General features: G+C 37.2%; 16 protein-coding genes. 10 read left to right on the plus strand and 6 right to left on the minus strand.

Annotated features, from left to right (window positions below):
- The coding region (locus Q0992_RS06235) for a glycosyl hydrolase (RefSeq protein ID WP_299521483.1) at positions 1 to 2,736 on the minus strand (2,736 nt) is incomplete at its 3' end.
- A 131-nt stretch (positions 2,737 to 2,867) separates the two neighbouring features.
- On the opposite strand from Q0992_RS06235, the gene Q0992_RS06240 reads away from it, so the two are divergent.
- The 3 genes from Q0992_RS06240 (at position 2,868) to Q0992_RS06250 (ending at position 5,223) form a co-directional block, all read left to right on the plus strand.
- The gene (locus Q0992_RS06240; protein ID WP_299521484.1) at positions 2,868 to 3,110 is read left to right on the plus strand and encodes a GlsB/YeaQ/YmgE family stress response membrane protein; all 243 of its coding nucleotides are present in this window, start codon (positions 2,868 to 2,870) and stop codon (positions 3,108 to 3,110) included.
- A gap of 102 nt (positions 3,111 to 3,212) precedes the next feature.
- Positions 3,213 to 4,505 carry an aminopeptidase P family protein gene (locus Q0992_RS06245; protein WP_299521485.1) on the plus strand — a complete coding sequence of 431 codons (1,293 nt, stop codon included), beginning with the start codon at positions 3,213 to 3,215 and terminating at the stop codon, positions 4,503 to 4,505.
- 10 nt (positions 4,506 to 4,515) lie between these two features.
- Entirely contained in the window at positions 4,516 to 5,223 is a 708-nt protein-coding gene (locus Q0992_RS06250) for a PmeII family type II restriction endonuclease (RefSeq protein WP_299521486.1), read from the plus strand.
- On the opposite strand, the gene dcm is transcribed toward Q0992_RS06250, so the two are convergent.
- The 4 genes from dcm to Q0992_RS06270 all read right to left on the minus strand — a co-directional run bounded on the left by dcm (position 5,109) and on the right by Q0992_RS06270 (position 10,074).
- Entirely contained in the window at positions 5,109 to 6,452 is a 1,344-nt protein-coding gene (dcm, locus tag Q0992_RS06255; protein WP_299521487.1) for a DNA (cytosine-5-)-methyltransferase, read from the minus strand. The two genes, Q0992_RS06250 and dcm, sit on opposite strands and share 115 nt — an antisense overlap.
- Before the next feature lie 89 nt (positions 6,453 to 6,541).
- Positions 6,542 to 7,246, minus strand: a complete 705-nt coding sequence (locus Q0992_RS06260) for a DNA adenine methylase (RefSeq protein ID WP_299521488.1) — start codon at positions 7,244 to 7,246, stop codon at positions 6,542 to 6,544.
- Between the two features lie 8 nt (positions 7,247 to 7,254).
- A complete protein-coding gene (brnQ, locus tag Q0992_RS06265) occupies positions 7,255 to 8,523 on the minus strand; it encodes a branched-chain amino acid transport system II carrier protein (protein WP_299521489.1) in 1,269 nt (422 codons plus the stop codon).
- Positions 8,524 to 10,074: a serine hydrolase gene (locus tag Q0992_RS06270; protein ID WP_299521490.1), complete on the minus strand. Its 1,551-nt coding sequence runs from the start codon at positions 10,072 to 10,074 to the stop codon at positions 8,524 to 8,526.
- Positions 10,075 to 10,146: 72 nt separating this feature from the next.
- On the opposite strand from Q0992_RS06270, the gene Q0992_RS06275 reads away from it, so the two are divergent.
- The 3 genes from Q0992_RS06275 (at position 10,147) to Q0992_RS06285 (ending at position 11,578) form a co-directional block, all read left to right on the plus strand.
- On the plus strand, positions 10,147 to 10,944 hold the full coding sequence (locus Q0992_RS06275; RefSeq protein ID WP_299521491.1) for an alpha/beta hydrolase: 798 nt from the start codon (positions 10,147 to 10,149) through the stop codon (positions 10,942 to 10,944).
- Positions 10,945 to 11,022: 78 nt separating this feature from the next.
- Entirely contained in the window at positions 11,023 to 11,262 is a 240-nt protein-coding gene (locus Q0992_RS06280) for a DUF1660 family phage protein (RefSeq protein ID WP_299521492.1), read from the plus strand.
- Between the two features lie 85 nt (positions 11,263 to 11,347).
- A complete protein-coding gene (locus Q0992_RS06285; protein WP_299521493.1) occupies positions 11,348 to 11,578 on the plus strand; it encodes a DUF1660 family phage protein in 231 nt (76 codons plus the stop codon).
- On the opposite strand, the gene thiL is transcribed toward Q0992_RS06285, so the two are convergent.
- Positions 11,562 to 12,614: a thiamine-phosphate kinase gene (gene thiL / locus Q0992_RS06290; RefSeq protein WP_299521494.1), complete on the minus strand. Its 1,053-nt coding sequence runs from the start codon at positions 12,612 to 12,614 to the stop codon at positions 11,562 to 11,564. The two genes, Q0992_RS06285 and thiL, sit on opposite strands and share 17 nt — an antisense overlap.
- A 107-nt stretch (positions 12,615 to 12,721) precedes the next feature.
- Between thiL and Q0992_RS06295 the strand changes: the two genes are divergently transcribed.
- The 4 genes from Q0992_RS06295 (at position 12,722) to Q0992_RS06310 (ending at position 17,641) form a co-directional block, all read left to right on the plus strand.
- Positions 12,722 to 13,954, plus strand: a complete 1,233-nt coding sequence (locus tag Q0992_RS06295) for a choice-of-anchor B family protein (RefSeq protein WP_299521495.1) — start codon at positions 12,722 to 12,724, stop codon at positions 13,952 to 13,954.
- Between the two features lie 62 nt (positions 13,955 to 14,016).
- On the plus strand, positions 14,017 to 15,465 hold the full coding sequence (locus Q0992_RS06300; protein WP_299521496.1) for a choice-of-anchor B family protein: 1,449 nt from the start codon (positions 14,017 to 14,019) through the stop codon (positions 15,463 to 15,465).
- Positions 15,466 to 15,508: 43 nt separating this feature from the next.
- The gene (locus Q0992_RS06305; RefSeq protein WP_299521497.1) at positions 15,509 to 16,843 is read left to right on the plus strand and encodes a hypothetical protein; all 1,335 of its coding nucleotides are present in this window, start codon (positions 15,509 to 15,511) and stop codon (positions 16,841 to 16,843) included.
- A 9-nt stretch (positions 16,844 to 16,852) separates the two neighbouring features.
- Positions 16,853 to 17,641, plus strand: coding sequence for an MbnP family protein (locus Q0992_RS06310; RefSeq protein WP_299521498.1), 789 nt, complete (start codon positions 16,853 to 16,855; stop codon positions 17,639 to 17,641).
- Position 17,642: the final 1 nt, after the last annotated feature.

Below are 17,642 nucleotides of genomic sequence, written 5' to 3' on the forward strand. Positions count from 1 at the left end.
ATTTTCTTTCATCAAAGCTTTTCTTTCTTTCTCAGAAAGTTCAAGATTATAATCTACATAATTAAAACCTTTATCTGCATTAATCGTCATGCGCTTTAATTCTGCACCTTTTTCAGAAAGCACTTTTATGGTTTTTTCACCTGAAGCATTGCTATAAAACTGAATGGTCTTTTCTGGCTCGTAGGCGTCTAACCATTTACTCCAAGAACTTCCCCAACGACTTGAATGACGCACAGAACTTAAATCAAACATTGTAATCGCTTTCGATTTCAACTCTAAATTCATCTTTTGAAGTGGTGCAATGTTCGCCTTATAAATACTTCTACCATGCGTTCCTAGCAAGAGGTCTTTGGCATCTGGCTGAATAACTATATCATGCACAGCAACATTTGGCAAGCCATTGGAGAACACCTCCCAAGATTTGCCCATATCGAAAGAAACATAGGCTCCATTATCAGTTCCTAAATACAAGATGTTTTCATTATCGGAATCCTCTCTTATTACATTGACTGGCGACGCGGGAATATTACTACTGATGTCTTTCCAAGTTTGTCCATAATCATCACTCATGTAAGCATACACTTTAAAATCATCCCAACGGTAACCGTTCAAAGTGGCATAAACACGCTCTTTTTTGTGCTGAGACGCTATAACTCTACTGACCCATAAATCCTTAGGGAATGCGTTTGAAATATTGGCCCAACTGCCACCGGCATTTTTAGTGACATGTAACAAGCCATCATCGCTCCCTGCATAAATCAATCCAAATTGAAAAGGACTTTCACTAATTGACGTCAATGTGCCATAAGCCACATTGCCTTTTTTTCCTCCATTGGTTAGATCATCGCTTATCGCTTCCCATGAGTTTCCTTGGTTCATGGAGCGCATCAATTTATTACCGCCTAAATACAGTATATCCTGATTGTGTGGTGACAATAGAATTGGAGTCTGCCAGTTAAAACGATACGGATTTTCGCCAAGCGTATGTTTCGGTTGGATGTACTTTCGATCTTTGGTCTCCAAATTCAACCTGTAATAATTCCCAAACTGGAAGCCTGTGTATACGATATTTGAGTTTCTATTGTCAATCTGAACTTGCATACCGTCACCTCCCATAATCGATGTCCAAGGATACTTTCCTTGTTGGTGCCAACTTTTATCCTGACGAGCAGTATGAGCTCCTTTCCAAACTCCATTATCTTGTAGGCCTCCATAAACATTATATGGTTTTTCGTTATCAATATTAATCGCATAGAATTGCCCTACGGAAGGGGAGTTATTCTTTATCCAGTTTTCACCATCATCATACGAAATGTTGACTCCTCCATCATTACCATCCACCAAATGATTTGGATTTTTAGGATTTATCCAAAGCGCATGATGATCGGCATGTGCATTTTCTGCACTTATAGAAGTCCAAGATTTTCCCCCATCTTTAGATTTCACAATAGGCACACCATAAATATAGATGTGGTCTTCATTGGCTGGTGACACATGGATATGCCCAAAATAATAGCCATAACTGAAGTAGATGCCATCTAAATAATCGTCATGGGTTTTCTTCCATGTTTTACCACCATTCGTACTTTTGTAGACCTCAGCTCCAATCACTGGAGTGTTAAACAATAACGAATTGGCATCTTCCAAATATTTAGCTAAATCCACTGGCTTCACATTGCCCGAGCGTACCATTTGCTTTACATTTTCAGCTCTGTATTTTTCTTGAAAACCGTTGGTCTTTAAAAAGGTATTTAGCTTTTTATCATCAAGTGCAAGAAAATCCTCATTAGACATGGTTTTAAAATCATCCTTTGTTAAACCTCTTTTGGTTGCTGAGCTTGTTGAAGCATCATCTGGTCGTCTAAACTGACTATCGTGTACGGCATAAACCACATTATCATTATACACCGCAATCCCTATACGACCAACGCCTTCTCCCGTTGGGAAACCACTTCTTTCTGTCGATACTTTAGTCCATGTTTCACCGGCATCTGTACTTTTATAAATTCCTGAATTAGTACCATTCCCAGTAAAGTTCCAAGCTTTTCTATCCTTCGTCCAAGAGGTAGCATACATCACGTTATAATTATTAGGACTGTGCTGTAAGTCTATGATACCACTCATATCATCCACAAACAAGGTTTGTTTCCAAGTTTGTCCACCATCAGTTGTTTTATACACTCCACGTTCATTATTAGGCGAATACAAGTGTCCCGTAACACCTACAGTGATGACATCGGGATTATCGGGATGAATCAAAATTGGAGCAAAATGGTGTGCATCCATTAAACCTATATTGGTCCATGTTTCACCATTGTCCGTAGATTTCAACAAACCAATGCCTGCGTAAGAAGACCGAGACGCATTATTTTCACCTGTGCCTACATAGATGGTTCTGGTTGGCCAGTGCACAGCAATATCGCCGACATTCTGTGTATCCGAATTATCTAAAATTGGTGTAAATGAAGTTCCGTTATTAGTGGTGTGCCAAACACCTCCAGAGGCATAACCCACATAAAACTCAGATGGCATTTCTGGGTTTACCTCCAAATCCACCACACGACCACTCATAATGGTTGGCCCAATATTTTTAAAAGGCACATTCTTTACTAATGAGCTCTCGGTCATTTTTCGTTTTTGCTCTAAAGCCTGTTTAACCGTTTCTGCCGATGTGGCTGGTTGCTGTGCAAAACTAAAAATTGAGAAAAGGATAAAGAATAGACAAAGTTTTTTCATTTGAGTAAAGTAGTATTATTTCAATCAAAAATACTGAATAATTAATTAGTTATTTAAAGTTGATAGATAATAGTGGACTCTGTAAATTTTAATTTTTCTTAAATTTATAGTATTAACTAAATCATAGTATTATGGGATTATTATACGCATTATTAATCGGTGGTGTTGCTGGTTTTTTAGCTGGTAAACTTATGAAAGGCGGTGGTTTTGGTATCATCATCAACATTATTTTAGGTATTGTTGGCGGTATTGTTGGCAATTGGCTTTTTGGCCTATTGGATATTAGCCTTGGCTCTGGAGTTATTAGCGATTTGTTAACTGGTGTTATCGGTGCCGTCGTGGTATTGTTTGTGGCTGGCTTATTTAAAAAGTAAGTTCTAAATAATGTGGTTCTAAATTAAAAGCTGTCGGTTATGATGGCTTTTTTTCTGAACAAAAACTATGTAACTTTAACCTCATAATAAAAAACTCACTTCATGAAATACCATCCAATAGACCGCAACCTCTTTATAAACAACCGTAACAACTTTATGGCACAGATGAAGCCTAACAGTTTGGCGGTGTTCAATTCTAATGATATTTATCCTGTAAGTGCTGATAGCACCTTGCCTTTTGCCCAGCACAGAGATATCTTTTATTTAAGTGGTGTGGATCAGGAAGAAAGCATTTTGGTATTGTATCCTGATTGCCCAAAGGAAAAGCATCGCGAAATTTTATTCTTAAAAGAAACCAACGAACATATTGCGGTTTGGGAAGGCGAAAAACTCACCAAAGAAGCCGCTTTAAAGACTTCAGGCATTAAAACCGTGTATTGGTTACAGGACCTAGAAAAGATTATGTTTGAACTCATGACCCAATGCGATACCGTTTACATTAATACCAACGAACATTATCGTGCCAGTGTAGACACCGAAACGCGCGAAGATCGTTTTACCAAATGGCTAAAAGGTAAATACCCTGCCCATACTGTGGCGAAGAGCAATCCGATTTTACAGCGTTTGCGTTCTGTAAAGAATCCTATTGAACTAGACTTGATGCAAAAGGCTTGCGATATTACCGAAAAAGGGTTTAGACGTGTACTCAACTTTGTAAAACCAGACGTTTGGGAATACAATATTGAAGCCGAATACATGCACGAGTTTTTAAACAACCGTTCAAAAGGGTTTGCCTATACACCAATCATTGCGGCTGGTAATAATGCTAATGTTTTGCACTATATTGAAAATAACCAACAATGTAAGGCTGGTGACCTCATCTTGATGGATGTGGGTGCCGAGTATGCCAATTACTCGAGTGATATGACACGTACCATTCCTGTGTCTGGCAAATTTACTAATAGACAAAAAGACGTATATAATGCGGTGAACAGGGTAAAAATTGAAGCTACAAAACTATTGGTGCCAGGCACGCTTTGGGAAGCATACCACGTCGAAGTTGGTAAACTTATGACTTCTGAATTGTTAGGTTTAGGTTTACTCGATAAAGCTGATGTGCAAAATGAAAATCCTGATTGGCCAGCTTATAAAAAATACTTTATGCACGGTACGTCTCACCATATTGGTTTAGATACTCACGATTATGGTTTGCTACACGAACCAATGCAGGCCAATATGGTCTTTACGGTTGAGCCTGGTATTTATATCCCTGATGAAGGTTTTGGGATTCGTTTAGAGGATGATGTGGTCATCCAAGCGTCTGGCGAACCGTTTAATTTGATGCGAAATATTCCGATTGAGATTGAAGAGATTGAGGATTTGATGAATAATTAACATCATATATATGGACGATAAACAGCGTTTTATATTATTAGAAAAAGCCAAACAATTTTTTAGAGAAGAAATCGTTGAAGCCCATATTAACAAAGCATGTGCAAAAGCTGGAAAGTTGTCAAACTACAATGTTAATCCATTTCTCTTTAAATATTTAGCAAATTTTTTAAGAGGTAATGATGATAGTAGAAGTATTGCAGAGGCACTCGTTCTACCTAGAGTATTAGGATCTGCAATTACAACATCATTTGGCATGAAGGTTCAAAAACTTATAAGTGAATTGTTTGAAGGCTTTGGCTCTACAACTCCTGGAATAGACATTGAGTTCACTGACGCGTTAGATGGGAGGAAAAAATATTGTCAATTAAAATCAGGGCCTAATACTATAAACCATGATGACGTTGAAACTATTTTTGGTCATTTTCAAGGAACTATAAATTTGGCAAGAACAAATAACTTAGCCATTGGAATTAACGATATGATTGTTGGAGTAGTTTACGGAGAAGAAAATGAATTAAGTTCTCACTATAAAAAAATAAATGAAAGATATCCTGTAATTATTGGTAAATCATTCTGGTACAGCTTAACAGGAAAAGAGGATTTTTATTTTGAACTTATAGATGCAGTCGGTGATGTAGCTTTAGAAGTTGACGGAACTGGAGTATTAGAGGAAACAATCGAGACTTTATCTAAAGAGATAGAAGCTAAATTTTCCTGATTTTTCTTATAGTATTTATTTAAGAACTTAACAATAGAATAACCTACCTCTTTACCTAAATTGCATGGAACAGCATTGCCAATTTGTTTATACTGTTGGGAAATAGAACCCATAAATTTCCAATTATCCGGGAAAGTCTGAATCCTAGCATACTCTCTAACAGTAAATGGCCTTGTTTCCTCTGGGTGACAACGTTCGGTTTGCTTTTGAGCTGGACTACACGTTAGGGTTAAACTAGGTTCATCCCAGCCTATTCTTCTGGCCATTCCTGTTTTTCCACCTCCCAAATAGAAGCTTTTACCCATATAATCCTTTTGAATTTCTAATGGTAAATCACGCCAGTAACCTTTCGGTGGTACTAAATCAAGAACTACCTTTTTATGCTCTGGATACTTGGAGCCTTCAGAACGAGGGACATCACAGTCATATAGGTCGCCTTTTTTTAAAGCATCTACTAGGTTATAAATTCTTTTATATGGATTTGGATATTCGTATTTTATATTGATATCTTTTCGAATACCCACAAGAATAAGACGCTCTCGCTTTTGCGGCACTTTATAATGTATTGCTTTTAAAACTTCCACTGGAACAACTTTGTAACCTACTTCATCCAAAATAGAAATCATTCCTTCTAAGGTTTTACCTTTTTCATGGGATAATAGACCTCTAACATTTTCCCCAATACATATTGGAGGTTTGACCTCATTGATCACTCTGGCAAACTCATAGAACAATGTTCCTCTTGCGTCTTCCAATCCTAATTTCTTTCCCGCGTAACTAAATGCCTGGCATGGAAATCCTCCTGTAACTACGTCAACTTTATTCCTATACTTTTCAAAATTGAAACTTTTAATGTCTCCTTCAAGAACATTCCAATTAGGTCTATTTTCCCGAAGGGTTTGGCAAGCCCATTTATCTATTTCATTTAATGCAACACACTTTATTCCTGCTTTTTCTAAACCAATTGCAAGACCACCTGCACCTGCGAATAATTCTAAAACTTTATACTGTTTTAGTGGTTTTTCAAAATTATTCGTAGTTTCTTCAATGCCATCATCAAATAAACCAATAAGCGAATCAATTTCTGACTTTTTATAAATCCTATAATCGCTAATAGGCTCTCTAACTGCAATTAATTTCTCATCTCTATCCCACCTTCTTAGAGTTTCTTTACTTTTCCCAAGTTTTTCTGCAGCTTCCGCAAGCGAATAGTACTCTTTTGTAACCATATTACACAACCTTATACAATGGTTACAAATTTAATAGTAATTTTTAAATAAATAAGATATGCTAAATAAATTTTTTTAAAAAAGAAAAATCAATATCCAAACACAAACAACCGTTCCACACTTTCTTTAGTCGATAAGTTTTCGGCATGCCAAGAAAAAGTAGTTTTCGCACCTTTTTCCCATATACAAGTAAAGTCTTCTGGCGCATTGTATTCGCTGATAAACACTTGATGATCAGCTTGGCTTTGTTGGCGACACCAATCCCAAAAGACCTCATGGTCAAACCTATCTCTGTATTTGGTGGTAGATGCATAAGGAGGGTCACAGTAGATGATACTGTTTTTTAGGATCTCTAAATCGAGATAGGATTTACAAGAGAGTTGCACACCTTCTAATTTGGGCACTTGCTTTGTGATGTTATGGTAATGCTCAGACCAATAATCCCGTTTACCTTGTTTGTCGCGTCGGTACCCAGCAAACCATTTGCCTCCAAAGGAGTTAAACCCAACATAGGCGACCAAATGTTTTGGGTATTCTTCTGGGTTGTGTTTAATGGCTCTGTACTCAGCTTCACTCACGGATTGTGGTGGATCCCAATTTTCATAAATTAAAGCTTGCCACATCGCCATCAGTTCCTCGTGTTGGTCATTAGCCATACGAATCCCATCCACCTTGTCCATCATATTCATACCACCAGCAAAAGGTTCTAAATAGACTTGGTTCGGTTGCCTATCCTTTAAAATAATGGGCAATAAATCTTTGGCAAAACGCGCCTTGCTTCCCATATACTTCATTACACGTCCTATTCTTTTGGTTGAACTAAGGCTACAATAATAAAGGTCAATAACGCTGGTAAGACCCAACCCAAGCTATACTGTGCTAAAGGAATCATCTCAACAACAGGCTGTATCTGTTCTCCCAGACCTAGAGACCCCAAAAAATCCGTGATGCTAAACAGCATGGTCACAAGTACCACCGCTCTGAATATTAAGGGCTTTGCCATGTGCTTTGGCAAGATATTCAATACAATGAGAACAATGGTAATCGGATATATAAACATTAAGGCTGGCACCGCCACTTTAATAATAAATTCCACATTATAACTGCCAACAATAACTCCTGTAACGCATCCGATAATAGCCGTCAGATTATAAGCTAATTGTGACTCATTAAACAAGCCTTTAAAATAATCTGCCGTTCCCGTAATCACTCCAACAGCAGTTGTAAAACAAGCTAGGGCTACTAACACACTCAAAAAGGTGGTACCAATATGTCCAAGGGTCTTTAAACTCAATCCTGAAAGCAAAGCCGTACGCTCAATATCAGCTTCAAAGACATCGCTAAACAATGCACCTACCAAAATAAGCCCAGCATAAATGATAAACAAACCACCACCTGCAACCAATCCTGATTTGGTAATGAGTTCTTTTTTAGCTTCAAAGGTAGTATGTCCTCTAAGGTTTAAGGAAATGATTAAGACGGCTCCAACAACAACTCCACCAATCGCATCAAAGGTCTGGTAACCTTCTAAAATACCATCTACCAATGGAGCTTCGGAACTGCCATTTGCTAAGGCTGGTACATCTGCCGAAACTCCAATACCAATAATCAATAGTAAAATGATGACAATTAAAGGAGTCAAAAACTTACCGAGAATACTTAGTACTTTAGAACGATTGAGCGTAAATACCAAAACCAAAGCAAAATAAATAGCGCTCGTTAACAAGGTCGAACTCTCAAAAAATGGCGCAATGGCCATTTCGTGTGTCACAGACGCTGTTCTTGGCGCTGGTAAGGCAATCGCGATGATATAAATGAGCACGCAATAAATAACACTGAATACAGGTGAGACCTTTTTACCGAAATCATATAAAGTGCCTTGCAAACGTGCATGGGCGTAAATAGCCATAATTGGAATAATCACAGCGGTAATGGCAAAGCCAATAGCGACAATAAACCATTGGTCTAATGCTTTAAATCCTAAAAGTGGAGGAAGTATTAAGTTGCCCGCACCAAAAAACATTGAGAATAGCGCGAGACCGCTCACCCAAATTTCTTTCGTTCTGTTCAACTAGTCGGTCTTTTTGAGTTCTAAATCATGAAAATCGAAACTAAAGTCGGTAATTGGCGCAATGTATTTCATACTTGCGGATACGGCATTTCCTTTTTCATTAAAAGTGAATTGCACAAAGACATCAGCATCATAACTTCGGTCGTTCCATTTGGCGACATAGGTCGTTGCATTGTAAGGTAACAACTCTCCGAACAATCGTGGTGAACGTTTACATTTTATACGATAACCATTCTCGTCATGAGAAATCATAATATCACCGAACCAATCGTCCGTATAAGTCCCAACGATTTGCTCTGGTTTTGGAAGCTGAGGGCTGCCCTTTATTTTAGCAACTTTAGCATAGACATCAGCCTTTAAGCTGTCATTATATTTTAGATAATTCGTGTTGCGCTCTCCATACATTTTTAACCAGCCTCTATCTTCATAACCCAAATAGGAATCCTTAATAGTGTTGGTAATCGTGTTAAAAGCAGACCCATTCATTTGATTGGTCAACACCACAATGGCTAAATCCAGATCTGGAATCATGGTAAACTGTGTTACTGTCCCTAATAATCCGCCTGTATGATAGACTTGCTTATGACCTCCTTTGACGTCGGTGACAAACCATCCTAAACCATAACCTCTAAAATTAGAGTTGTACCAGTCCCCTGGACGCACGGTTAATGACGAATGTAATTGCCATAACTCATGAAACAATCTTGAGTTGAGTAAACGTTCACCGCTTTCAGTCACAGCATCATTCATTAAAAACTTGGCCCAGGTCATCATATCGTGCACGTTACTTACAATACCTCCAGCCGCATTAGCCGTTTCACTCCAATCATGTGGAATCTGAATAACCTTCCCTTCTGCTCGGGTATGTGCTTCTATGATATTCGATTTGTCCGTTACGCGATTGTAAGCAGCTTTGGAATTTTTCATCCCAACAGGCTTCATAATCTTGGTTTCAATAAATTCTTCCCAAGACAATCCACTCACACGTTTTAAAACCTCACCAGCTACAATGAACATATTATTGTTATAAGCGAACTTGCTTCTAAATGAGGTTTCAGGTTCTAAGTACTTCACATTATTTATCACATCCTGAACCGTAAAATCATTCCCTTCTGGAAAGAACATGAGGTCACCAGCACCTAACCCCATTCCGCTACGATGCGTCACTAAATCCCTGACTGTAAAATGTTCAGTCACCCAAGGGTCGTGCAATTGAAATTCTGGAATGTACTTACGTACAGGGTCATCCCATTTCAATTTTCCTGCATCAACCATCATCGCCAAAGCAAAACAGGTAAAGCCTTTACTATTAGAGGCTACGCCCACTAAAGTTTCGGAATTCATATCTTTTTTTGTGGTTAAGGAACGTACGCCATGGCCTTTGGCATACACTTCTTTGCCATCTTTATAAATACCGACGGAAATGCCTGGTACATCAAATGTCGTCAGTGTCTCTTGGATGAGTTTATCGAGTTTGGTTTCTTCAATTTGTGCTGAGAGCGTGAAACTCATTATGACGGCCAACAAGCCTAAGAATCGCTTTAAAATCATGTGACTATTGATTTAGTTTGAAAGAAATCAAATATAATAAAATGTTAGGATGATTCTAGCGTAAAACTATTTTTGAAATTTATCTTTGCAACTATGATTTTAGAGTATAAAAACAGTAGCATCCATTACACAATTCATGGAGAAGGTCCTGCTTTGGTTTTACTTCATGGTTTTTTGGAGACCTTAGATATGTGGAATGATTTTATTCCTGAATTATCGAAACATCATCAAGTGGTTTGCATCGATTTATTGGGCCATGGCAAAACCAATAGTATTGGTTATGTGCATACCATGGAGATTATGGCCGATGTTGTTCTTGCCGTTTTGCATCATCTAGAAATTAAAACAGCCAAGTTTATCGGACATTCTATGGGAGGCTATGTTGCCTTAGCATTGGCAGAACAACAACCTCAACGTGTTGAAAGTTTATGTTTGATGAACTCAACGTTTGAAGCTGATGATGCTGAACGAAAAGTGTTACGAGCGCGTGCTGTGGAAATGGCTAAAACCAACTATGAAAATTTAGTGCGCTTATCTTTTGCCAACCTGTTTGCACCTGAAAGCAGAGAAACATTTAAACTAGATTTTCAAGATGCCTTAGACATCGCATTACAAACCTCAGTCCAAGGCTATATTGCTGCTCAAAAAGGCATGGCATTACGAGCTAATCGTCTTGAAGTTTTCAAGAGTATCAATGGAAAAACACTGATTATAACAGGAAAAAAAGATGCTTTGGTTAATCCGATACATATTGCGGAACAGATTAAAAACACTTCTATTATTCATGAAGAATTATCAGAAGGGCATATGAGCCATATTGAAAATAAATCAGAATTATCTTACTTAATAAAACTTTTTATCGAAAAATAATTCTTTTTAACGTTATTAATAACTTTTTTTTCTAAGTTTATCCAATTAATAGAATTTATCTTAAATCTTAACCTACTTATGCCTACAAAACTATACTGCGATTTTTTTGGTCACAACTACAAGATGACGAAGAAAGTAACCAATCATGTTAAGGAATATACATGTACACGTTGTAAAAAGCAATTAACTACAGATAGTAATGGTAGGCTCACCGAGTTAACCCCTAAATATAAGGACATCAATTCTACCTTAGAACGCATATACAACAATAGAATGATGCGTTTAAAGCAAAAAACAATCAGTTCATCGATTTGTTGATTGTTAATAACTTGTGAATAACTCTTTTTCTTATATTTAAATCCCTTTCTGTGATTAATTCATACTGTAAGAAAAAGCAACCGCAATGAAAAACGTTTATTGCTCATTATTTGGGCATGATTATAAAGTCTCCAAAGTCATCACCTATCATGTGAAAGAGTACAAATGCTCACGCTGTAATTCAGAGGTGACGATAGACAGTAACGGTCAATTAATACCTCTAACACCTAAGCGAAAAGAAATTAATTCTGTACTCAATCGTGTTCATTTGAAACGCTTAGAAAAGAGTCAAAAAATTCTTATGGTTGATTATTAAGGGCATTCCAACCTTTAGCTATAATCGGAATTTTCTCTTCTGCCCTAGTCACCAAATGCATTCCCTTACGTTCTTCTGTCATATAACCAATTACCGATAAATTTGGGTTTCCTTTTATCTTAGGGTAATCTTCTTGTGAAATGGTCATCAGCAATTCATAATCCTCACCACCATTTAGAGCCACAGTTGTACTATCGATATTGAATTCTTCACATGTTGCTATCACTTGAGGGTCTAGCGGAATCTTATTTTCATAAACATCAACCCCAACCTTACTCTGCTTACAGAGATGAATGACTTCTGAAGATAACCCGTCACTAATATCTATCATACTCGTTGGCTTAACGTCGAGTTGTTTTAGCAATTCCACCATATCCTTTCGCGCCTCTGGTTTAAGTTGACGTTCTACAATATAAGTATACATTGACAAATCGGGTTGCGACTGAGGATTGACCTTAAAGACTTCTTTTTCACGTTCAAGAATTTGTAAACCCATGTATGCACCACCTATATCACCAGTTACCACTAATAAATCATTGGGCTTTGCACCTGACCGTAACACCTGGTTCCCTTTCTCAACTTCACCAAGGGCTGTAATCGAAATAATCAAGCCAGAAGTAGAGGATGTTGTATCCCCACCGACAACATCAACATTATACAGTTTAGCCGCAGTACTGATTCCAGCGTATAACTCCTCAAGAGCTTCTAAGGGAAAACGATTTGAAACAGCTATAGAAACGGTAATTTGTGTCGCTATAGCATTCATAGCGTAGATATCGGAAAGGTTAACCATAACTGCCTTGTATCCCAAATGCTTTAAAGGCACATAGCTTAAATCAAAATGGACTCCTTCCACTAATAAATCTGTAGAAATCACAAGGTCCTTGTCTTCAAAACTTAGAATTGCTGCATCGTCTCCAATACCTTTAACTGTTGATTTTTGATTAATCTCAAAGTGATTCGTCAAATGCTCAATTAGTTTAAACTCTCCTAATTCGCTTAAGGGTGTACGTTTTGGGTTTTTATCCTCTATCATGCTGCAAAAATATTATCCTTTTTTGAATTAAAGTCGCATTACTTAGGTTAATTATATATTATTCAAATGGAAATGCAAAAATTACCGTAAATTGCTAAAAAAAGAATATGAAATGTATTGCCCTTAAAAAGACCTACTATACTGTATCTATTTTTGCCTTAATAATCTTTATAGCTTTATCGTGCTCTAGTGACGATGATAACACAACTAATGGGATGACTCAATTTCCTTGTGTTAATGGCATGTCTAATGGCCATCCTTGTAATGGATTTGATTTAATAAGTCATATCCCTATCAATATTCTTGGAGGACCTGGTGCCGAGGGGAATGATTCTTGGGGTTGGACAGATCCTACTACAAATAAGGAATACGCATTAGTATGCTCTAACACGGGTACTGCTTTTGTGGATATTACAAATGCTTCCGAACCAGTTTTTTTAGGGACACTCCCAACAGCCACAGCCAATAGTCCTTGGAGAGATGTTAAAGTGTACAACAACCATGCATTTATCGTAAGTGAAGCCCCAGAACACGGTATGCAAGTTTTTGATTTAACACATTTAAGAAACATCACAAATGAACCAGAAACTTTTAATGCAGATGCCAATTACAATGGTTTTGGAAGTGCACACAATATTGTAATTAATGAAGACAGTGGTTTCGCGTACGCTGTAGGAACCACAACTTTTGATGGTGGCCCTCATTTTGTAAATATTCAAAATCCACTCGCACCTGTCGCAGCTGGTGGATATGCAGACGATTCTTATTCGCACGATGCCCAAGTAGTAACATATAATGGCCCAGATACCGATTACACTGGTAGAGAAATCTTAATAGGAAGTAATGAAAATGAAGTCGTTATTATTGATGTCACCGATAAAGATAATCCAACCCAAATTTCAACAATTGACTACAGCAATATCGGTTACACACACCAAGGTTGGTTTACAGAAAATATGAACTATTTTTTATTGGGAGACGAGGTTGATGAAATCAATTTTGGCGGAAATACCAGAACTATAGTTTTTGATTTTTCCGATCTCGATAATCCTTCATTTCATATGGATTATTTTGGTCCGACCTCTGCCATTGACCACAATGGCTATGTGGTTGGCAACACCTTTTATATGGCTAATTATACAGCAGGACTCAGGGCAGTGGACATATCGAATATTGATTCTGGAGTAATGACCGAAACAGGCTTTTTTGATACATTCGTACCTTCTAACAATGTAGCATTTAATGGTGCATGGAATATATACCCCTTTTTTGAAAGTGGTAATATTGTCGTCAGTGATATTGATGGTGGTTTATATGTGGTAAGAAAAAGTAATCCGTGAGCTTAGGGTAATTCCAATTTCTGTTGTTATAATACTATGGTATAACCTTTATAAATTTTGTTATGAAAATTAGAATATTAAATTTCTTAATTTTTGTCATTAGTATTTCCCAGTTTGTTTTTTCCCAAACCAATTGCGTTAATGGTTTTGCTGGTCAATACCCTTGCAACAATTTAGATTTACTTTCTAACATTCCAATCGCTACACTAGCCAATTCTAGTGGAACTCCAGAAGGAAGTGATATTTGGGGTTGGACAGACCCCTTGGATGGCAAAGAATATGCCCTAGTTGCAACTACAAACAGTACAGCCTTTGTAGATGTCTCAGATCCAATAAATCCAATATTTCTTGGAAGATTAGACACCTCTGCAGGCACAAGTTTTTGGAGAGATGTAAAGGTATATAATGACCACGCTTTTATTGTTGCCGATTTGGTTGGTGCACATGGTATGCAGGTGTTCGATCTTAAACGATTAAGAAATGTCTCGAATCCACCTCAAACATTCACTGCTGACACAGTATATACGGGCGTCACTAGCTGTCACAACATTATTATAAATGAAAGTCAAGGCTATGCGTATTTAGTGGGCTGTAACACATTTAGCGGAGGTATTGTTATTGTAGATATTTCAGACCCAGTAAATCCAGTAGGCGCTGGGGGTTTTGCTGCTGAAGGCTATACTCATGACGCTCAAGTAGTAACTTACAATGGACCCGACACAGACTATACTGGGAGAGAAATCTTAATAGGAAGTAATGAAACTAAGGTAGTTATCCTAGATGTAACAAATAAAAATAACGTTATAAAAATTAGCGAAATTTTTTACCCTCAAACCGGATATACACACCAAGGCTGGTTTACCGAAGACCAAAGGTATTTTATTTTAGGAGATGAAGATGATGAAGTAAGTTTCGGAATCAATACTAGAACTCTAATTTTTGACTTCTCGGATTTAGATAATCCCGTACAATCTTCTACTTATTTTGGACCTTCAGAAGCTATAGACCATAATGGCTACGTCCTAGGTAATGAATTTTATTTAGCTAGCTACAGGGCAGGTTTAAGACTATTAGACATCTCAAATATTCAATCCCCAACTAACCCTATGACAGAAATTGCTTTTTTTGACACATACCCAAATAACGATTTTACAGGTTTTAATGGTGCATGGAGTGTGTATCCATATTTTAGTAGTGGCAACATTGTAATTAGTGATATTGAAAGAGGATTGTTTGTTTTAAGAAAGAACCAAAGTTTATCAATTGATGACATAACATCTGAGGCTCGTTTTTCGTTATCGCCAAACCCAACAAGTGCTTTGGCCTTAATTGAAGCCTCGCAAAACCAAATCATTGAGACCATTGAAATTTATAATAATTTAGGTCAAAAACTATTTTCAAAATCTAATATCAATAGCAATAGTGTTACTTTACCAACATCTACCTACACATCTGGTATGTACGTGGTAGTAATAAATCAAAGAATAACAAAAAAATTAGTTGTCAATTAACACTAAAAGAAGTTACGTATTAAAGTAAAATCATCATAGCGATATGAAAAAAAAGGCTGCCATATTATTATTACTTTGCTTTACAATTTTACTAGTTGACTGCTCTGATGATGATTCAAGGAATCCGGCAATAATCAATGGTGAAATAAGTTTGGTTAAAACTTATGGTGGTGCTAATAATGATAGTGCACAATCAATAGTCTCTACAACTGATGGTGGTTATGCTATTTTAGGATTTACGCAAAGTAATGACGGTGATATTACAGATAAGCAAGATGAAAGTTTTGATTATTGGCTTCTAAAGTTTGATGCTCAGGATAATTTACAATGGCAAAAGACATATGGAGGCAGTGGTGATGATAGAGGCAGGAATATCATTCAAACTCAAGATGATGGCTATGCTATTTTAGGCTTTAGTTCTAGTAATAACGGAGATATGACCTCTAATGCAGGTTTACAAGATTTTTGGATGGCAAAGCTAGATCCAAACGGTAATATAAGCTGGCAAAAATCGTTTGGTTTTCAAGGGGCTGATTCTGGAATTTCTATTATTCAAACCAATGATCAAGGATACTTGATTTCTGGAATTCTCGATGTCACAGCTTCAGGCGGTGAAGGGGATACATCCAGAAACTCTAATAGGCATGCTGGTGGTGATTACTGGGCTTTAAAACTTGATAGTTCCGGCGATTTGGAGTGGAGCCGTTATTTTGGTGGTAATTTTACTGATACTCCTGAAGGTGTTGTTCAAACTGACGATAATGGATTTATCATAGCAGGTGGATCGGATAGTGACGACACTGATATATCGAGCAATATAGGAACATACGATTTTTGGGTGATTCGTATCTCTTCTACTGGAGATTTAGTATGGGAAAAATCTTTTGGTGGAACTCAGATTGATGAAGCACGAGCTATAGTACAAACTGACGATGGCAACTTTATCGTAGCGGGAGATACTCGCAGTAGCGATAATGATATATCCAACAATAAAGGTGCTGCCGATTTATGGCTTCTTAAAATTTCGCCCGATGGTAATCTAATTTGGGAAAAGACCATTGGTGGATCAAACTTTGATGTTGCTAGGGCTATTATAAAATCTCAAAATAATGGTTTTGTGCTTGCGGGTAGTTCTCGCAGCAGTGATATCGACGTTGCCGAGAATAAAGGGCAAAATGATGCATGGATACTAAAAGTAGATGACAATGGCAATTTACTCTGGGAAGTCTCGGCTGGTGGATCTAATATCGATTTTTCGTATGGTGTAGCAGAATTGAACGATGGCTCTATAGTTGCTGTTGGTGATTCTACAAGTAGCGACGGAGACATTACAGAAAATAAAGGCTTTACAGACTTATTATTAATAAAAATTAATTAAAAAATTAAAATGATCAGAAAAATTTTATTGCAGTTATGCATTGTATTATGTGTTTTTGGATGCGAAAGTGATGACTCTAATTCAATTAATACAACTCAGGCATCTCCCACATTTACATTTTCGCACGATTGGGATGGAACTCCAGTAAGCAGTTCGGATTTTAACAATTTCATCTTTACAAATGCTAATGGGGAAACAATTAGTATTGAGCGATTAAGATATGTGATTTCGGATATTATATTTACAGCCAACTCTGGTGAGGCATTAAGTATTAATGGGCACAATTTGGTGGATGTGACCAATGACGAAGGCCTTTCTTATACACTTCCGAGTACCATTCCTATTGGTACTTTTGTAAATGTGTCTTTCACATTTGGCTTAGACAATGAAGATAATTCCCAAAATTTACTTGATCTAAATTCAGCAAACTTTAATGTTCCCGATGTGCTTGGTGGTGGTTACCATTATATGCAATTTGATGGTGAATTCATTAACTCTAATATGGAAGAAATGGGCTTTAACTATCATGCTATAAGAGCGGTTGATGCCTCAGACCCTGATAATTTAGTATTTCCTGAAGACACGTTTTTCACTGTTAACCTTGGGTCTATTCCTATAACCAGTGCAACTGAGATTGAAATAAAAATGAATATTGCCGAGTGGTTTAAAAACCCGAATCTCTGGGATTTGAATGTATATAATCAAATGCTAATGCCTAATGCTACAGCCCAGATATTAATGTCCGAAAATGGTCGTAATGTGTTTAGTTTAGGTGAAGTTACCCAAGGAACAGAATAAA

It is taken from the genome of Winogradskyella sp., from assembly GCF_028289625.1.
Taxonomy (GTDB): Bacteria; Bacteroidota; Bacteroidia; order Flavobacteriales; family Flavobacteriaceae; genus Winogradskyella.

Coding starts and splice junctions, on each gene's coding strand:
- Q0992_RS06240 (WP_299521484.1), top strand. CDS start 2,868: ATGGGATTATTATACGCATTATTAATCGGTGGTGTTGCTGGTTTTTTA.
- Q0992_RS06245 (WP_299521485.1), top strand. CDS start 3,213: ATGAAATACCATCCAATAGACCGCAACCTCTTTATAAACAACCGTAAC.
- Q0992_RS06250 (WP_299521486.1), top strand. CDS start 4,516: ATGGACGATAAACAGCGTTTTATATTATTAGAAAAAGCCAAACAATTT.
- dcm (WP_299521487.1), bottom strand. CDS start 6,452: ATGGTTACAAAAGAGTACTATTCGCTTGCGGAAGCTGCAGAAAAACTT.
- Q0992_RS06260 (WP_299521488.1), bottom strand. CDS start 7,246: ATGAAGTATATGGGAAGCAAGGCGCGTTTTGCCAAAGATTTATTGCCC.
- Q0992_RS06270 (WP_299521490.1), bottom strand. CDS start 10,074: ATGATTTTAAAGCGATTCTTAGGCTTGTTGGCCGTCATAATGAGTTTC.
- Q0992_RS06280 (WP_299521492.1), top strand. CDS start 11,023: ATGCCTACAAAACTATACTGCGATTTTTTTGGTCACAACTACAAGATG.
- Q0992_RS06285 (WP_299521493.1), top strand. CDS start 11,348: ATGAAAAACGTTTATTGCTCATTATTTGGGCATGATTATAAAGTCTCC.
- thiL (WP_299521494.1), bottom strand. CDS start 12,614: ATGATAGAGGATAAAAACCCAAAACGTACACCCTTAAGCGAATTAGGA.
- Q0992_RS06295 (WP_299521495.1), top strand. CDS start 12,722: ATGAAATGTATTGCCCTTAAAAAGACCTACTATACTGTATCTATTTTT.
- Q0992_RS06300 (WP_299521496.1), top strand. CDS start 14,017: ATGAAAATTAGAATATTAAATTTCTTAATTTTTGTCATTAGTATTTCC.
- Q0992_RS06305 (WP_299521497.1), top strand. CDS start 15,509: ATGAAAAAAAAGGCTGCCATATTATTATTACTTTGCTTTACAATTTTA.
- Q0992_RS06310 (WP_299521498.1), top strand. CDS start 16,853: ATGATCAGAAAAATTTTATTGCAGTTATGCATTGTATTATGTGTTTTT.